We start from the raw sequence: 16,663 nt of genomic DNA on the forward strand, positions 1-16,663 counted from the left end.
GTATTTGACTGCGATTTACTTGTTTTTGAATTTCTTGGGATGATTGAATATAGGAAAAAATACCGAAACAAATAGCGGGAAGTGTGCATAGAAGACACCCAAACATGATGAGTCTAGTGAGATAACTGAATTGTTGCAACGAAGTGTCCTCATTCCTGACATGAAAATATTATGATGTAGCTCTATTCTAGCAATCAGTTGGGGTAACGAGCAATGAGTAATTTTCATAAAATTTTTCGTAGGTCCATGTATTACAGCTGAGGGAACTGTGTTGTATAATAAATGAGATCGTTTACATTGAGAGAAGGGGTTCCATGAGTAGAAAAAACCTGTTAGTTAAACCAGTCATATATCGTCCCATTGCTATTATCATTGCTGCAGTCTTTCTATTAAACGCATGTGATGTAGTCAATACGAATACTAAGGAAACGACTCCTCCCGCAGTCGAGCCTCTTAATATAAGTATGATGGTACCGCTCCACCAAGTCAAAGCTCCCCCTAATGAGCTCATTAGCCGGATTGAGCAAGCAACTCAGACAAAGCTTGATATCGATTGGGTTCCCTATGACATCTATAAGGAAAAAATGATAAATGCTTTGGAAACGAATTCCCCTAAAAAAGTGATTTTCGTAAATCAGCCTGATTATGTGTATGTAAGAAATGAAATTCGATCCGGTATGTTTTGGGAGATAGGTCCCTATCTGGACTTGTATCCAAATTTGAAAAATGTGAATAAGACTATACTCAATGAAACATCGGTTGATGAAAGAATTTATGGTTTGTATACGGAGCGACCTGCATCAAGACAAGGTGTCATTCTTAGAAAGGATTGGTTGGACCGTCTAAACCTGAAGGAGCCAGCCACGATTGATGAATTATATAATGTGATGAAGAAGTTTACCTATAATGACCCCGATGGCAATGGAAAGCAGGATACGATTGGTTTGGCTGACCGCAATGATCTTGTCTTTGGGGCATTTAAAACATTGGGATCGTATTTCGGAACGCCAAATAACTGGGGAGTCGTTGAGGATCGATTAGTACCTGAGTTTATGACATCGGAATATATCCATACGATGGACTTTATGAAAAAGCTGTACGATGAAAATATACTGAACCGCGACTTTTCTATTACGAGTAAACAGGTTGAGCGGTATATGATCATCAGTGGTAAGGCAGGTGGATATATCGGCAGCCTGGAAGATACTCCAAGGTTGTTGGACGAGCTGCAAAAGCTGAACCCTGCAGCTGAATTAACTATCATTAACCGTATTCGCGGTCCTCATGGTTATGGGGTCTGGTCCATACCCAGCTTTAACGGATTATTTCTATTTTCAAAAAAGGAGATCAAAACAGAGGCAGAGCTAAAAAAGATTCTTGCTTATTTTGATAGAACGATGGAATCAGATGTTAGCAATATTATGCAATATGGCTTAGAAGGCAAGTATTACACGATTGAAGAGGGAAAAGTGGTAAAAACGCCAGCGATGAATCAAATGCACAACATGGATGTTTTGCCGTTATACTCCTTAATGATAGCCAATTTAAACAATCGAATATTGAAGCAAAAAGAAGAGGCACAGGACCCGCTCCAAGCTAAAATTAGTAAACTAACCTCTGATAATGAAAGCATCTTAATTCGGGACCCGGCTCAATCCCTGTTCTCTCCGACTTACGATATGGTTGGAGGAGAGCTGTGGCCAATTGTCGTTAATGCTACGTATAGCTACATACTGGGTCAAATAGATTTGAATGGTTTCCAAAAAGAAATTGATAAATGGGAACGTAAAGGGGGAGGCCAAATCATAAAGGAGTATACAGAGGCTTACCGAAAAAGGATTTCCCAAAAGTAATCAGCAAAATTCCAATTCACTCCTGGTGATATCAGCGGGGATAGCATAGTTAACGTCGGAGAAGCTGGTATCGTTTCGGCAGCCTACGGTCTCACATCAAGCAGCCCAGAATGGAATGCTTGTAGTCAATCAGATGATGCTTTATACCCAAATTTAATAGGAACCGTCCGATAAGTCATCGGGCGGTTTTTTTTCTTGTGAACTTATCCCATAGATGTGCTGTAAGCCCTATTTAAGCAAATTTGCTAAAGCTGATGGAAATCTTCGCCGATATTATTTCAATACGAATCAAATGGATACTAGAGTTGGACTCGTCACTTTTAATAATAAATCACCAGTATAATGAAGACTAACAAACATCAGCGGGATGGTGGTACGAATTATGGGAGCAGCCTGGACAGAACAAGAAGCGGTCCATCTCTTAAACCGCACAGGATTTTATACGAGTAAAGCAGATATAGAAGCTTGCTTGACTCTAGGTCAAGCGGAATCCGTAAGACGGCTTGTCGCCGGGGAATCATTAACAGGTAAGACAGTTTCACTGCAATCGATCACGGAACTGACGGCAGATGGCAAAGAAATGAAGGCTGATTCGATTGGTGATCAGCAAACCTATTGGTTGTACCGAATCTTGAATACAGAGGCACCCCTGGTCGAGAAAATGACGCTCTTCTGGCATGGGCATTTTTCTACCTCCTTTTCCAAGGTTAACGACATTCCGCTTATGCTTAGGCAAAACGAGCTGTTTCGCAATTACGCATTGGGTAATTTTCATGAACTTGTGCTTCAAATTGGTAAAGACCCTGCGATGATGATCTATCTCGATGTGAACAGTAATCGCAAAGGTAAACCGAATGAAAACTATGCGCGTGAAGTGATGGAGTTGTTTACGCTTGGCATTGGCAATTACACGGAGCAGGATATTAAAGAAACCGCACGTTCGCTCACAGGCTGGTCTTATGACCGCAAGGAAGGACAGGTTAAATTTAACAAAGGTCAATACGATGCCGCCAACAAAACGATTCTAGGAGAAACCGGAGCTTTTAATGAGACCACTGTGGTCGATGTTTTTTTTAAACAGGAGGCGTTACCGCAGTTTATCGCCAAAAAGCTGCTGAAACTTTTTGCGACGGATGAGCCCTCACAGGAATGGGTAGATCTGGTTGCAAGCGATGTGTTGAAGGACCAGACGATCGGAGAAGTGCTGAGGAAACTGTTTATGTCAGATGCCTTTTATAATCCGGATATTCAGGGCTCATTGATCAAGACGCCGATCGAATATGTTGCCGGTATTTTGAAGGCTTTTAATATCCCGTTGTCCAAAGGCTTTACACAGTCTGCACGCAAAATGGGAATGGAGCTGTTTCTTCCTCCTGATGTAGCGGGGTGGAGAGGGGGGACGACCTGGTTGATGACGACAAATCTGCTCTCACGCTTCCAGTTTGCTGAATCGATAGCCAAGCGCTTGAACAACAATTTACTGACGAGTAAGGATTATGCGTTGGACCCCTTATCCAAACCTGAGGATTTTGTACGCCAGTTTTCGCAAAATGTTGGTGTGTGGAATATGGGGGAGCAGTCAGCGAAGACGCTAGCCCAATATGCGAATGATACCTTTGTGTATGCCAAACAAAAGAACAATGGAATGAAGGGGCTGCTGCAGCTTATTATGATAAGCCCTGAAGCCCAGATGAAATAAGGAAGGAGTGGAATCGCTTGAAGCTGACAAGAAGAGACTTTTTAATCAAAGGCACCGCGCTTCTGGCAACGCTTGGGCTAAGGGGGCCCATGATTTTTGCTGAGGACGGCTCTGCACTGCCGAGTACTTCTGTCGATGATGCAAGTGTAGAGTCTCCTGTTCTAGTCGTGATCCAGCTGTCCGGAGGTAATGACGGTTTGAATACGTTAATACCCTATGGGATGGGAGGGTATTTTGACGCTCGGCCTACATTGAAAATTACTCAGAATGAAGTGCTGGCCATCAACAATGAGGTAGGGTTTCACCCCAGCCTCATTCAGCTCAATGAGCTGTATAAAAACGGAAAGGTAGCCGTTGTTCAAGGCGTAGGCTATCCGAATCCAGATCACTCTCATTTTCGTTCCATGGAAATATGGCAGACCGCTGAACCGGAGAAAATGATCCGTTCCGGCTGGCTGGCGCGATATGTCGAGTCATCACTATCCAAGTCAGCAAACCCTCTAAAGGTGCTGAAAATCGGCAACAATGCCAATAAAGCCTTTATTTCGGATACGGTCAATGTGCCTGTCATTCAATCTATGGAAACTTTTAATATTTTCGATCCGAAAACACCGAAAGCGGACCAAAACCGCCTGGCGGCGGCCTTCCTCGATATGTATGACCCGTTTCGTCAAGGGACACAGGTGAAGGTAGCCTGTGAGCAGGGCAAGGATGCTTTTCAAAGCGTTGAGGCGCTCCATCATTTATCGAATACGTACCAAAATAAAGTTGAATATCCGAAAACAAATATTTCCAGGGATTTACAGTTGGCTTCTAAGATGCTGGCCGGCAAATCGGGTACCCGCGTTTTTTATTTGGAAATCGGCGGTTTTGATGACCACGCGAATGAAAAAGAACAGCAAGCCCGTGTGCTCAAGCAGTTGGACGAGGCACTGGGTGCGTTCTATAAGGATTTGGAAGCACAGGGTCTGCAGGATCAAGTGATCACGATGGCTTTCTCTGAGTTTGGACGCAGGGTTAAGGAAAACAGCAGCGGCGGTACGGATCATGGGACAGCAGCCCCTATGTTCATCATTGGTGGTAAAGTAAAGGGAGGACTATATGGGATACAACCGAGCCTGGTTAATTTGGATAAAGGCGGTGACCTGAAATATGAGGTTGATTTCCGCTCCGTATATTACACGGTTGTAGACAGCTGGCTTCTAGGCGATGCCAAGTCGGTGCTGGGGAAAACATACGAGAAAATTAATTTTATATAAGTACGATATAGCTGTCTGATACCCAAATGCCTGCCTAAGTCAGCCACAACATACCCCATATTCAGGAGATTGAAATTTCATCAATATAGAGGAACAAATTTGTAAATAAGGATGAAGATATATGAACTGCCAATCATATGTATCGATGCTGTGAAGATTATGCTTAGGTACTTGCTGTATAGGGATAAACTTTGCTATCATAGCGATATCATTAAAAGATACTGATCCCAAATACAAGTTGAAGGTGTGAAACCATGACGAATCGAGCTTATAATTTCAATGCGGGTCCAGCGGCGCTCCCGTTAGAAGTGTTGCAACAAGCGCAAGAGGAATTTGTAGAGTACAACGGTATTGGTATGTCATTGATGGAAATTTCCCATCGCAGCAAAGAATATGAAGCAATTAACGCTGAGACGCAGCAGCTCTTATTGGAGTTATTGGGCTTGGAGTCCGGTTACCAGGCTTTATTCCTTGGTGGCGGCGCCAGTACGCAATTTGCAACGATTCCGTTGAACTTCCTGAAGCCGGGCAAGGTGGGCAGCTACATCATTACGGGCAGCTTTTCTGAAAAAGCTTATCAAGAAGGTCAAGTTGTTGGTGAAGCAGTAATCGCAGCTTCGAACAAAGCAGGCAAATGGAGAAGCTTGCCGAAGGCATCCGATATCCAGCTCGATCCGAATTCAGCCTACTTACACATGACAACTAATAACACGATTGAAGGCTCGCAGTTCTCATACATTCCAGAAACGGGCGACATTCCTTTGATCGGTGATATGACGAGTGGAATATTGAGTCGTCCTATAGATAGTAAGAAATTCTCCATGATCTATGCGGGCGCACAGAAAAATCTTGGACCTTCCGGAGTCACCGTAGCTGTTATTCGTGATGAACTGCTTCAGGAAGAGCCTAAACATATTCCTTCGATTCTACGGTATACAACACACGCAAGCAATGGATCCCTATATAATACACCTCCGGTTCATTCGATTTATATGGTGAATCTGGTATTGAAATGGGTGAAGGGGCAAGGTGGTGTTGCACAGCTGGAGAAACAAAATGTGGCCAAAAGCAGCCTGATCTATGATGTTATCGATGCCAGCGGCGGTTATTACACCGGTAATATTGATCCGGATAGCCGTTCGATTATGAATGTGACATTCCGTTTGCCAAGCGAGGAATTGGAAAAGAAATTCGTTAAAGAATCGCAGCAGCATAACTTTGTAGGACTTGCAGGTCATCGCAGCGTTGGGGGTATTCGTGCTTCCGCCTATAATGCTGTTCCATACGAAGCTTGTAAGGCATTGGCTGACTTTATGATCGATTTCCAAAAAAATAACGGATAAATATCAAAAGGCAGCCCTGTTGTCTATGGCAGGGCTGTTTTTATATGAAAAAAAGCCTTGTGCCGCATGAATACGCAGCGCTTGGCTTGGTATGACTTTGTGATTTATGATGATGACAATGATTGAATTAAGCTAAAGATTCTTTCATAGCCGGCTCAGTCAGCTTATAGCCAACGTTGCGGATGGTAACAATATATTCAGGATTGCGCGCATTACCTTCGATTTTATCTCGCAGGTGACTGATATGGACATCGACAATACGGGTATCACCAAGGAAATGATAATCCCAAACACCGTGAAGCAGCTGCTGGCGACTGAGCACCTTACCGCGATGCTTGCATAGGAACAGCAGAAGGTCAAATTCTTTGGGCGTCAGCTCAATAGGCTCACCTTTGATATGCACCTCGCGCTGATCCGGTTGAATCGAGATTTGTCCTATCGTTACCGGAGCGTTATCATTAGCAGAAGGCAAGGTTTGTATACGGCGAATAATGGCTTGTATGCGTGAAATAAGCTCTTGCGGTGAAAATGGCTTGGTCATATAATCGTCGGCACCGTTATCCAGACCGGCTATTTTATCAGACAGGTCCTGCATAGCAGTCAGCATAATGATCGGCACCAGATTGTTTTGACTGCGCAGCTTACGGCATACCTGTATGCCATCCATTTTGGGAAGCATAAGATCAAGAACAATCAGATCAGGGCGAAAGTGCTGGATCGCCGAAAATACGGCTTCGCCATCATATACACAGTGCACTTCATATCCAACAAGCTTAAGATTGAACTCTATCAACATCGAAATGGAAGGTTCGTCGTCAACGACAAGAATTTTCTTCTTCATCCATCGAATCTCCTTTGTATAAACACTTAATAACCTTATTATCGCAGGTGACTATCATCCTCATATTAAGAATAAGTAAAATGTATGTAAAATCTGACCGAATCCGTTAAGGTGATGGCTTATATAATCGAGGTGTTTGCTTACCATGGCATTTCATATTGTTTTGGTTGAACCGGAAATTCCTGCGAATACAGGTAACATATCGAGAACCTGCGCGGCAACCGGAGCCGTGCTGCATCTGGTGCGCCCATTGGGCTTTGATACGGATGACAAAACCTTAAAGCGCGCTGGACTGGATTATTGGCATTCTGTTCAAATTGAATATCATGATTCATTTCAGGAAGTAAAGGATAAATACAAGAGCGGCCGATTCTTTTTTGCAAGCACTAAAGCGCAGCAGCTTTACACTGAGTTTACATTTCAGGATGGCGATTTTTTTGTATTTGGTAAGGAAACGAAAGGGCTGCCGCCTGAAATTCTTGCTGAGCACCCCGGGCAATTAATCAAACTGCCGATGACAAAAGCAGTGCGATCGCTAAATTTGTCGAATTCTGCCGCCATTGTTTTATTTGAAGCATTAAGGCAAACCGGCTTTGAGGGATTAGACTAACAAATCTAGGTTTTTTAGCAGGATTTTGATTACATGTAGCGAATAATAATAAAGGACAAGATTCGACATTGTGGAGTGGTTCTGGGCTTGTCTATAGAGTCCATTTTTGTGTGAAGGTGAGGTGAATTTATAATGAAGCCAGCAGGAGTTGTGAGAAAAGTAGATCAATTAGGTAGAATCGTGCTCCCGAAATCGCTGCGCAAGCGATATCAAATGAATGAGGGCGATCCTGTTGAAATATTAGTAAGCGGGGATCATATTATTCTGGAAAGATTTCGTCCGCGTTGTGTATTTTGTAGTTCTATGGAACAGGTGACTGAGTTTAAAGGTCGTCAGGTTTGTGCAGAATGCATGGGTGAAATCGTTGAAATGAGAGATAAGGAGTAGGCGTTGGTTTACTTCAGCTTCCTCATGTAATGTATTGTGCACTTATAAACTTCTACAAAACTTCTACAACAAAGAAAGCATCACGTAATCCCACTTAGGGAACGTGATGCTTTTTCATTTCATTTAACTATCATAGATGCGGGATTATTCGGCGCTTAGAGGCCTTTCGTCTTGTCATCATTATAACTTGACGTGCACATTGCTACGATAAAGATTAAGAATACGAGATTAATGATCCAAAATGTTGCTGACATCGGCTGCACCCCCTATTGTCTAGTATAACCATGTACTGGGCAAAAGAAAACGGATAAAAGTGAACAATTATTTAAAAAACAAGAAATGTGTAGGCAAAGGGCGCAGCTTTCCATCAGAAGGACGATTAATGACTTGACCGTCATAGATCAGACTGGAAGACCCACCGCCGTCCAAATTATAGGCATCTTTGACACCAAGCTGTACAAGCTTTTCCTGAAGCTCTGCCAATGTGGCGCCTGAACCGCCGCGTTCATCATATCCATCTGTGACGAGGAACAGCAGTTGGTCGTTTTTAAAATTGCCAATGACGGTGCGAGGTGCTCTAGCGGGCGAATTTTGCCACTGCGCGGGTATGGCCTGCTTTTTGCCGTTTTGCAGAAGGACAGGTACAAAGGTGGCACCAAAGCTCGGCTTCAGCTTGTCCAGATCCTCCTGCCGCGAGAATCTGCCGCCGATCAGCTTACGATCACTGCTCATACCAATAAAGGCCAAATCCTCGAAGGTAGGCTCAAAGCCGTACACGTATTTTCCATTTAGCATCGTCGTGCTGAGCGGGTATCTTTTACCCGAACGGTCGTCTGCGAAGCCGCCAGCATTAATACCGGCTACAGCTCCATAACGCCGTGCTGCCTCCAAGGTCGTTTCGCTGCTGCCGATCTTGTCTTTGCCAAGCACCATTTTCAGAGCTTTATCCGTTTTGACATCGACCTTCAAAGCATAGGCTTTATAATTGGCTTCATTCAAATAAAAGAGCTTCATGTCCAAATTGGAGCTTGTAGTCTGCTTGGCAGGCTTGACCCCCAGCTTGGTGCTGAACCGACTGTCGAATATGGCTGCCGGTCGGTTAGAAACGGAATCCGCAGATTGAGCCATGGCAGCTACATCGGAGGCACTTTGCGCATAAAGCTGATAAAAACGTTCGATGGTGGTCCGAGTTTGATCTGCCGCTGTTTTGGCGAGATCCAGCTTCTGCTCGGACTTTAACAGCTCGTTTTGAATAGAAAATTCAGTTTTCACATAACTTTGCAAATCAGGAAGCTCAACTGAGAGGTGGCTGACCATCAAAAAGCAAAATATTCCTATAAAAGGGGCTGAGGCCAAAATAAAAGTGCGATTAATGAGTTGAATCGGATTCAAAGTGGGACACTTCCTTATTGAACAAGCTCTTATTGCAGGGTATCCAGGTTTTTCTTCAATTCATCCAGCTTTTTCTTCACTTCTGCAAGCTGTGTGTACAATTGGTTGCTGTTGTCAGTCTTGCTGTTGGCGCTGTCTTTGGTAAAGGCCAGCAATTCATTTAACGAATCGATTTTGGTCTGCATTTTGTTCAGATCGCCGCTGACGCTTTCTTTGAGCTGGCCCAGCTGCTTCTGATAATCCTGCTGGACAACAAGCAGCTGCTGCTCCGTCTGCTGGGCGATCTGCGCGGTGATTTGCTGTCGCATATAGTCGGTGTACAGCTTAGCTCCGTATAGTCCTCCAGTAATAAGGAGTGACCATGCCATAAATAAGAAAAGATAGGTTCTTCCTCTAACTTTACCTTTGCTTTTAACTTGCTTCTCGGTTACTGTGCTTGGTTTGCTTGTCCGCACCAAGGGCTGCTGGGATACTGCAGGGTCGAGGGGCGTATTCATAGTTGGCTCACCTTCCTGTATTCATTCGGCGACATACCGATCCATTTCTTAAACACTTTACTGAAATATTTTTCATCGTCGTAACCGACCATTCCTGCGATCTGAGCAATTTTCAGATGAGGATTGAGCAGCAGCAGCTTTGCCTTATCCACCCGCAGCTGAGTAATATAATCCGATATGTTGATTTGAAATTGCTGCTTAAATTTACGGGAAATATATTCACGGCTTAAGTAAAAATGTTGGGCAATCTCCATAAGCGTAATATCCTGATGATAATGGTTTTGGATATACTTTGCAATCTCAAAAATGGTATTGTTATCCTGCTGTTGATGCTCCAGCATTTGACTGGACAGCTTGATCAGACTATCGGTTAATTGCTCCTGCCATAAGGACAGGGACAGCTTGCCTTCATCATCGAGCGGAAGGACAATGTCTGTGCGAGTGGCATCAATCATGAATTCAGGCTGACGATCACCGAACCATTCAATCAGCCAGCGGCTGCGCAATACGGTATATTCATGGCGCCAATGATCGAGCTCTTCTATACTGATCGTGCTCAGCCTGCCAAGGGCCTGTATCCAGCCTTCGACAGCTTTAGCGATCTCAACAGCACTTCCGCTGCGTACAGACAGTCGAATAGGCTCTGCATAATCGGTAAATACGAGGGCGGGGTGCTGAACAGCAGATTGTTCCTGATATACATGTATTTGATTGTCTTTGCGCAGCAAATTGCGATGACGCAGAGCGGTCTTCGCTTGTCTGTAGGCAACGGGCAGGCCCGCTGGAAAAGGTTGTACCCAGCTCATGCCGATATCCAGTTTTCCCCTAATGGCTGTCCATATCCCATTCACAATATCGTTCAACAGCTCTTCTCCAGGTTTGAATCCGTATAACAAAACAATGATTTCATCCTCGCTGTTCCAGTAACGGTAGGCGATGCCCTGCGGCGGCTTCTGCTGAAGAAATTCATTACATATGTTCGTAAGCGAGAAGAATAATAGGTCCAGATTGGGCTCAAATTTACGCTTCAGACTAACGCTTATGGTCTCCAGACTAATGATAGCCAGCCTGCAATCCTTCATATCGCGGTCGAGACCAAATTCCTCGGATAATGCTTCGGCAGCAGCTTCAAAGCCATGAGGCTCCATAATGAAGTTGGATAGCACTTTATCCCAATAGACCGGTCGAATCTGGTTCATCTCTATATTGCGCTGCTGCTGACGCTGACGTTCAGATTCTTCCCTCTGCCAGCATTCAGCTGCTTTTCGAACTGCTGCTTCGAGCTGATCGGCATCGATCGGCTTTAATATGTAATCGACACCCCCGTATTGAACCGTATGACGTACTAGCTGAAAATCATCGAATCCGCTGATCACGATCGTTTTTCCTGAAGGATAATGGTTTTGAAGCCATTCCAGCAGCTTAAGACCATCCATCGAGGGCATCATCATGTCAGTAAAAATAATTTGTGGTTTATGCAAAGTGATTAATTCAGTTGCTTCCTGTCCATCTTGTGCTTCATATATGTGATCAATGCCTAGCTCTTCCCAGGGGACCAGCAGCCTAATGGCTTGACGTACGTGCTTTTCATCATCAATGATGATGGCTCTCATAATTCATCCTCTTTTCATGGGAACACTTGCTTTGGTGCTGGACACAGCAATGTAATCCGAAAACCGCCATGCTCAGGCTGCTCCAATTGTATATCCGCCTCACCGTTAAAGTAGAGCAGCAATCTGCTCTTAACATTATATAGACCAATGTGACTGGCTTGCTCGTTGTCAAAGGGATCTGAGTTTTTCCCCAGCTGATTAAGTAAAGCGTCAAATGCTTCAAGGGACATACCACTGCCATTATCTTCAATGACAAGCTTGACATGCCTGCCGTCTGCCGTCCATGTACTGGAGATAATAAGCAAATTGACTGGGTTGCGGTGATCAAAACCGTGTTTAAAATAATTTTCGACAAGTGGTTGCAGCAGCATTTTGGGGATTTGCAAAGATAAAGTCGATTCTTCTATATCATACCTTACAGTCAGCTCATTCTCAAAGCGCTGCAGCTGTAATTGCAGGTATGCCTTCACATGATTAAGCTCCTGCTGCATCGTCACGATGCTTTCATTCGTATTCATGCTGTATCGCATCATTTTGGCTAACGCGGACAGCAGCTGATAAATTTTTGGGGCACCATGCTGCAGAGCGAGTGTTCCAATCGATTGCAGCGCATTATATAGAAAGTGAGGATTAATTTGTGCCTGTAAAGCCTTTAATTGGTTCGTTTTATTGGCAATATCAAGTTTGTATTCGCTCATAATCAGATTGTTAATGGTCTGCATCATCAAGCGGAAGCGACGCGCGAGAATACCGATCTCATCGTTACTGGTCACTTGAATGTCCACATCCATGTTGCCTGTTTGTATTTTACTGATATACCCAAGCAAATTGCGGATAGGTGCCGTAAACCGGAACGATATATAAAGTGTTGCCGAAATGACGACAATCAAAAACAAACTGAAGATCATGGCATTGATAATCGTAAGCTCTCTGGCATTTTTGTAAAGACTTTCATAAGGAATGCGTTTAACCAAGGTCCAATTCATATAAGGTGCGGTCATACGCTCATAAATGTGAACGCCGGAAAATTGCTTGCTTTTGAATTCAAAGCTGCCGCTATTTGCGTTCTGCGAAATTAGATGTTGAACCCATTGTTCATTCAGGACATGCCCCAAGGAAACGGTATCTGCCGAATAAATGATAGTTCCCTTTTCATCCAGGATATACAGCTCCTCTTGTCCCTGCGTATACAGCTCTTCACAGATGGAACTGATGACTTCCAGATCAAAATCAATGGACAGTGTACCCAGCTCTTTTTGTGTAATTGCGTTGCGAATGGAACGATGTAACGTGATGACAGTGGAAGGCGGCGCATAAAACAACCTACCGGTTCCGTAATCGTGACTGACATGGGTGGGTTCCATATACACTTCGGCATTGTCAGTTGGCATGTATTTGGGAGGCGGGCCTTCACTTGGAACCGGATTTCGTTCAGAAATCAACAGGGAACGCTCGCTCTTGGCCATAAATAAATACACTTGCCTGATTTCCTTGACGGAGTTGGCAATTCCTAGCACACTTCGGGTGATTTCATTTCTGCTTAGATAATCGCTATCACCATTTTCGATGATATTGTACAAGGTGCTGTTATTGTATATGGAAAGCGAGCTTTGCTCGATGACGTTCAAATAATTCATCATATTTTTGTTGGCCTGATGAATCAGATTCAAATTGCTTTGGACGGATTCATTGGAAACCGTTTGTTTGGTGAAAAAATAGGTGATAATAATGGAGGTCGAAATGGGCACGATAGTGGCGACTAGCAGAAAAACAATAAGCTTATTGCGGATACTGCTGCGGATCATACGCGTCCTCCTCAGGGTTTCGCTTTAGCGAAACCGACTTCGTAAGCAAAGCTAAGGTGTACCTCAACAAGTGCACAACCATTGTACCAAGGGGTATCAATAAATTCCACCTGTTGCGTCACCATTGTCAGTGTTCTAGTGTGTTAAATCTTTCTATACTGAGAACATAACTCGCATCGAAAGGAGAGAGATGCCATGAAAGTAAAACAAAAAGGCTCGGGTTGGCTTCCTCAATTCGTCTTTGTCGGTCCAGCCGTATTATTTTTCATAATTATCGTTGTCATTCCGTTTCTGATGAGTATCTACTATTCATTCACAGAATGGAATGGGGTATCAACCACAATAAAATGGGTAGGATTCGATAATTTTAAGCAAATTATAGTGGGGGACGAAGATTTTCACAAGTCATTCTGGTTCACGACCCGTTTTAGTGTTGTGATGGTTATATTAACCAATGTCGTTGGGTTTGCTTTGGCGTTACTGTTGACACAGGCACTTAAGACCCGTAACGTATTGCGGACCGTGTTTTTTATGCCCAATGTTATCGGGGGTTTGCTGTTAGGCTTTATCTGGCAGTTCATCTTCGTAAAAGGGTTTTCAACGATCGGAGAAATTACACATATCGGCTTCTTCCAGCTTCCATGGCTCGGTGATGCACCGACGGCGTTCTGGGGTCTCATTATCGTGAGTGTGTGGCAGACTGCCGGGTATCTGATGATCATCTATATTGCCGGGTTGGCAAATGTCCCCAAGGACATATTAGAAGCTGCCTATCTCGATGGTGCGACACGCTGGCAAGTGTTACGTTCCATAACGGTCCCATTGATTATGCCATCAGTTACAGTTTGTCTGTTCCTGGCGATCTCCTGGGCATTCAAAATGTACGATCTAAACGTTTCCTTAACCAAGGGTGGTCCATTCAACTCCACGGAATCGGTCGCGCTCAATATATATAACGAGGCGTTTTCTAATAACAGGTATGGTCTTGGGACAGCCAAATCATTGATTTTCTTTGTAGTGGTTGCTGTGATTACGGTCGTTCAGGTTTGGGTAACGAAGAAAAAGGAGGTTGAAGTGTAATGGAAGCGAAAAACACCTACAATCTTCGGATACTCGGTCTTGAAATTCTCGGCATTCTGCTGGCTATATTGTTTCTGGTTCCTTTTTACTTTGTTATTGTGAATTCGATGAAAACCTTTGGTGAGATCCTGATCAATTCAGCTAATATGCCGACTTCGCTTAATTTTGCGAATTATGCCAAGGTATGGGATATTATGAAGTTTCCTAAAGTGTTCTTGAATTCTCTGCTGGTTACCGTTTTCAGCAATATTGGGCTGGTCATTATCAGCTCCATGGCCGCATATCGACTGGTACGCTATCCGAGCAAGGTGAATAACTTAATTTTCCTCGCTTTTGTAGCGGCAATGGTTATTCCTTTTCAATCGATTATGATTCCACTGGTCCGTGTAGGCAGTCAAATTGGCATCATGGACAGCATTCCGGGTCTTGTGATCTGCTATTTCGGTTTTGGTGTTTCGTTGAATGTATTCCTGTATCACGGATTCATCAAATCCATCCCGATTGAAGTGGAAGAATCAGCAAGAGTGGATGGATGTTCACCATATGGTGTATTCTGGAAAATCGTGTTTCCGTTGTTGAAGCCGATGACAGTAACCGTTGTACTGCTGAACAGTTTGTGGATATGGAACGATTTCCTGCTGCCAATGCTCGTATTAAGCAGTCCGGATCTTAGAACGATTCCGCTCGCAACGTTTTCCTTCTTTGGCCAATATACGAAGCAATGGGATTTGGCTTTAGCTGCATTGGTGCTGGGTGTGCTGCCGATCGTGATCTTTTTTCTGGCGATGCAAAAGCACATCATTGAGGGGATTACAGCCGGTTCTGTAAAGGGATAAGTTTTGCATGAACAAACATTATTTGGGGGTCATACCAGGGTGGCGCTGCACCATTTGTCACCCGTTAAATAAATACAATTCTAGGGAGGCTAATCAATATGAAAAAAATGAAAAAAATGACTGCAATCAGCTTAACCGCATTGTTGTTCGGATCTGTACTAGCAGGCTGCGCGAAAAGTGAGCCGGCACCAGGTGCGACTGGCGGTACCAATACAGGAGCTGCAGGTGGAGCCAAAAATATCACGTTGAAAATGTTCCAATTCAAAGTGGAAATTGCTGAACCGTTGGGTAAACTTGTTGCTGAATATGAGAAGGCTAATCCAGGTGTGAAGATTCAAATCGACACTGTAGGCGGCGGCACGGATTATGGCGCAGCTTTGCTGGCTAAGTTCAACTCAGGCGACAAGCCGGATATTTTCAATAACGGAGGATTCTCCGATCTTGATAAGTACATTGAGCATCTGGAGGATTTGTCTGATCAGCCTTGGGTAAAGGATTTAGTTACCGTAGCTAAGGAGCCTATGACTAAAGATGGCAAGCTGTATGGTCAGCCGTTAAACCTGGAGGGCTATGGATTTGTTTACAATAAAGATTTGTTTAAACAGGCAGGTATCACGGAACTTCCTAAGACGTTGTCTCAGCTAGAAGCCGCGGCTCAAAAGCTGCAGGATAAAGGAATCACGCCTTTCGTGAATGGCTATGGCGAATGGTGGGTACTAGGTAACCATTTTGTCAATCTTCCGTTTGCTCAACAGCCGGATCCGAATGCATTTATCGATGGCTTGAATAAGAAAACAGCCAAAATTACCGGCAATGCTGCTTTTGATAACTGGGTGAAGCTGTTTGATCTGCAATTAAAATACGGCAATAAAAACCCGCTGCAAACCGACTATAAAACGCAAGTAACTGAATTTGCTACAGGTAAAGCAGCTATGACACAGCAAGGTAACTGGACGCAGCTGCAAATTACGCAAACGAACCCGAACATCAATGTCGGACTCATGCCTATGCCGATCAGCGATGATGCTGCAGCCAATGACAAGCTGCCAGTAGGTGTGCCGAATAACTGGGCTATTAATAAAAACTCGCCGAACAAGGAAGAGGCTAAGAAATTCCTTAACTGGATGGTTTCCTCGGATATCGGTAAAAAATATATCACTGACGAATTCAAGTTTATCCCTGCCTTCACGAACATTACTGCCGATGAGAAAATACTTGGACCTTTAGCTGCAGACATTATCAAGTACAGCAAAGATAACAAAACATTAAGCTGGAACTGGTTCAAATTCCCGGGCGGCGAAGCATCAAGCAAGAAATTCGCAGCTACGATGCAGGCTTATGTTGCCAAACAAAAAACGAAGGATCAAATGCTCGACGAATTCCAAAAAACATGGGACAGCCTGAGCAAGTAACATTCGGCAATTTCCAGATCGTAAAAATAGCAAAGA

At 43.9% G+C, this 16,663-nt stretch carries 14 protein-coding genes; 9 read left to right on the top strand and 5 right to left on the bottom strand.

What is annotated here, in order from left to right:
- Positions 1–314: 314 nt before the first annotated feature.
- The 4 genes from BM210_RS09800 (at position 315) to serC (ending at position 6,154) form a co-directional block, all read left to right on the top strand.
- Entirely contained in the window at positions 315–1,853 is a 1,539-nt protein-coding gene (locus BM210_RS09800; RefSeq protein ID WP_091167435.1) for an extracellular solute-binding protein, read from the top strand.
- A 382-nt stretch (positions 1,854–2,235) separates the two neighbouring features.
- On the top strand, positions 2,236–3,552 hold the full coding sequence (locus BM210_RS09805) for a DUF1800 domain-containing protein (RefSeq protein ID WP_091167436.1): 1,317 nt from the start codon (positions 2,236–2,238) through the stop codon (positions 3,550–3,552).
- A 17-nt stretch (positions 3,553–3,569) separates the two neighbouring features.
- Entirely contained in the window at positions 3,570–4,811 is a 1,242-nt protein-coding gene (locus tag BM210_RS09810; protein WP_091167438.1) for a DUF1501 domain-containing protein, read from the top strand.
- A gap of 254 nt (positions 4,812–5,065) precedes the next feature.
- A complete protein-coding gene (serC, locus tag BM210_RS09815; RefSeq protein ID WP_091167439.1) occupies positions 5,066–6,154 on the top strand; it encodes a 3-phosphoserine/phosphohydroxythreonine transaminase in 1,089 nt (362 codons plus the stop codon).
- Between the two features lie 127 nt (positions 6,155–6,281).
- Here the strand turns inward: serC and BM210_RS09820 are convergent, their stop codons facing one another.
- Complete coding sequence (locus BM210_RS09820) at positions 6,282–6,995, bottom strand: response regulator transcription factor (protein ID WP_091167441.1); 714 nt, start codon at positions 6,993–6,995, stop codon at positions 6,282–6,284.
- A gap of 145 nt (positions 6,996–7,140) precedes the next feature.
- Between BM210_RS09820 and trmL the strand changes: the two genes are divergently transcribed.
- Both trmL and BM210_RS09830 read left to right on the top strand, forming a co-directional pair.
- Complete coding sequence (trmL, locus tag BM210_RS09825; protein ID WP_091167442.1) at positions 7,141–7,605, top strand: tRNA (uridine(34)/cytosine(34)/5-carboxymethylaminomethyluridine(34)-2'-O)-methyltransferase TrmL; 465 nt, start codon at positions 7,141–7,143, stop codon at positions 7,603–7,605.
- Positions 7,606–7,737: 132 nt separating this feature from the next.
- Positions 7,738–7,992: an AbrB/MazE/SpoVT family DNA-binding domain-containing protein gene (locus tag BM210_RS09830; RefSeq protein WP_091167444.1), complete on the top strand. Its 255-nt coding sequence runs from the start codon at positions 7,738–7,740 to the stop codon at positions 7,990–7,992.
- A 321-nt stretch (positions 7,993–8,313) separates the two neighbouring features.
- On the opposite strand, the gene BM210_RS09835 is transcribed toward BM210_RS09830, so the two are convergent.
- Genes BM210_RS09835 through BM210_RS09850 form a run of 4 tightly spaced genes read right to left on the bottom strand, consistent with a single transcriptional unit; the run spans position 8,314 to position 13,299 of the window.
- Entirely contained in the window at positions 8,314–9,384 is a 1,071-nt protein-coding gene (locus BM210_RS09835; protein ID WP_091167445.1) for a phosphodiester glycosidase family protein, read from the bottom strand.
- Positions 9,385–9,413: 29 nt separating this feature from the next.
- Complete coding sequence (locus BM210_RS09840) at positions 9,414–9,881, bottom strand: hypothetical protein (protein ID WP_091167447.1); 468 nt, start codon at positions 9,879–9,881, stop codon at positions 9,414–9,416.
- A complete protein-coding gene (locus BM210_RS09845; RefSeq protein ID WP_091167449.1) occupies positions 9,878–11,494 on the bottom strand; it encodes a response regulator in 1,617 nt (538 codons plus the stop codon). Before BM210_RS09845 ends, BM210_RS09840 begins: the two co-directional genes overlap by 4 nt.
- Positions 11,495–11,508: 14 nt before the next feature.
- Entirely contained in the window at positions 11,509–13,299 is a 1,791-nt protein-coding gene (locus tag BM210_RS09850; RefSeq protein WP_091167450.1) for a cache domain-containing sensor histidine kinase, read from the bottom strand.
- A gap of 195 nt (positions 13,300–13,494) precedes the next feature.
- Between BM210_RS09850 and BM210_RS09855 the strand changes: the two genes are divergently transcribed.
- The 3 genes from BM210_RS09855 to BM210_RS09865 all read left to right on the top strand — a co-directional run bounded on the left by BM210_RS09855 (position 13,495) and on the right by BM210_RS09865 (position 16,627).
- Entirely contained in the window at positions 13,495–14,379 is an 885-nt protein-coding gene (locus tag BM210_RS09855) for a carbohydrate ABC transporter permease (RefSeq protein ID WP_091167452.1), read from the top strand.
- A complete protein-coding gene (locus BM210_RS09860) occupies positions 14,379–15,215 on the top strand; it encodes a carbohydrate ABC transporter permease (RefSeq protein WP_091167453.1) in 837 nt (278 codons plus the stop codon). The genes BM210_RS09855 and BM210_RS09860 overlap by 1 nt, the downstream gene beginning before the upstream one ends.
- A 107-nt stretch (positions 15,216–15,322) precedes the next feature.
- Complete coding sequence (locus BM210_RS09865) at positions 15,323–16,627, top strand: ABC transporter substrate-binding protein (RefSeq protein WP_371263454.1); 1,305 nt, start codon at positions 15,323–15,325, stop codon at positions 16,625–16,627.
- Positions 16,628–16,663: the final 36 nt, after the last annotated feature.

Origin of the sequence: Paenibacillus sp. 1_12 (assembly GCF_900114475.1) — a bacterium.
Classification (GTDB): domain Bacteria; phylum Bacillota; class Bacilli; order Paenibacillales; family NBRC-103111; genus Paenibacillus_S.

Bases quoted from the DNA above. Each gene is read 5' to 3' on its own strand.
- BM210_RS09800 (WP_091167435.1), top strand. From the start codon at position 315: ATGAGTAGAAAAAACCTGTTAGTTAAACCAGTCATATATCGTCCCATT.
- BM210_RS09805 (WP_091167436.1), top strand. From the start codon at position 2,236: ATGGGAGCAGCCTGGACAGAACAAGAAGCGGTCCATCTCTTAAACCGC.
- serC (WP_091167439.1), top strand. From the start codon at position 5,066: ATGACGAATCGAGCTTATAATTTCAATGCGGGTCCAGCGGCGCTCCCG.
- BM210_RS09820 (WP_091167441.1), bottom strand. From the start codon at position 6,995: ATGAAGAAGAAAATTCTTGTCGTTGACGACGAACCTTCCATTTCGATG.
- trmL (WP_091167442.1), top strand. From the start codon at position 7,141: ATGGCATTTCATATTGTTTTGGTTGAACCGGAAATTCCTGCGAATACA.
- BM210_RS09830 (WP_091167444.1), top strand. From the start codon at position 7,738: ATGAAGCCAGCAGGAGTTGTGAGAAAAGTAGATCAATTAGGTAGAATC.
- BM210_RS09840 (WP_091167447.1), bottom strand. From the start codon at position 9,881: ATGAATACGCCCCTCGACCCTGCAGTATCCCAGCAGCCCTTGGTGCGG.
- BM210_RS09845 (WP_091167449.1), bottom strand. From the start codon at position 11,494: ATGAGAGCCATCATCATTGATGATGAAAAGCACGTACGTCAAGCCATT.
- BM210_RS09850 (WP_091167450.1), bottom strand. From the start codon at position 13,299: ATGATCCGCAGCAGTATCCGCAATAAGCTTATTGTTTTTCTGCTAGTC.
- BM210_RS09855 (WP_091167452.1), top strand. From the start codon at position 13,495: ATGAAAGTAAAACAAAAAGGCTCGGGTTGGCTTCCTCAATTCGTCTTT.
- BM210_RS09860 (WP_091167453.1), top strand. From the start codon at position 14,379: ATGGAAGCGAAAAACACCTACAATCTTCGGATACTCGGTCTTGAAATT.
- BM210_RS09865 (WP_371263454.1), top strand. From the start codon at position 15,323: ATGAAAAAAATGACTGCAATCAGCTTAACCGCATTGTTGTTCGGATCT.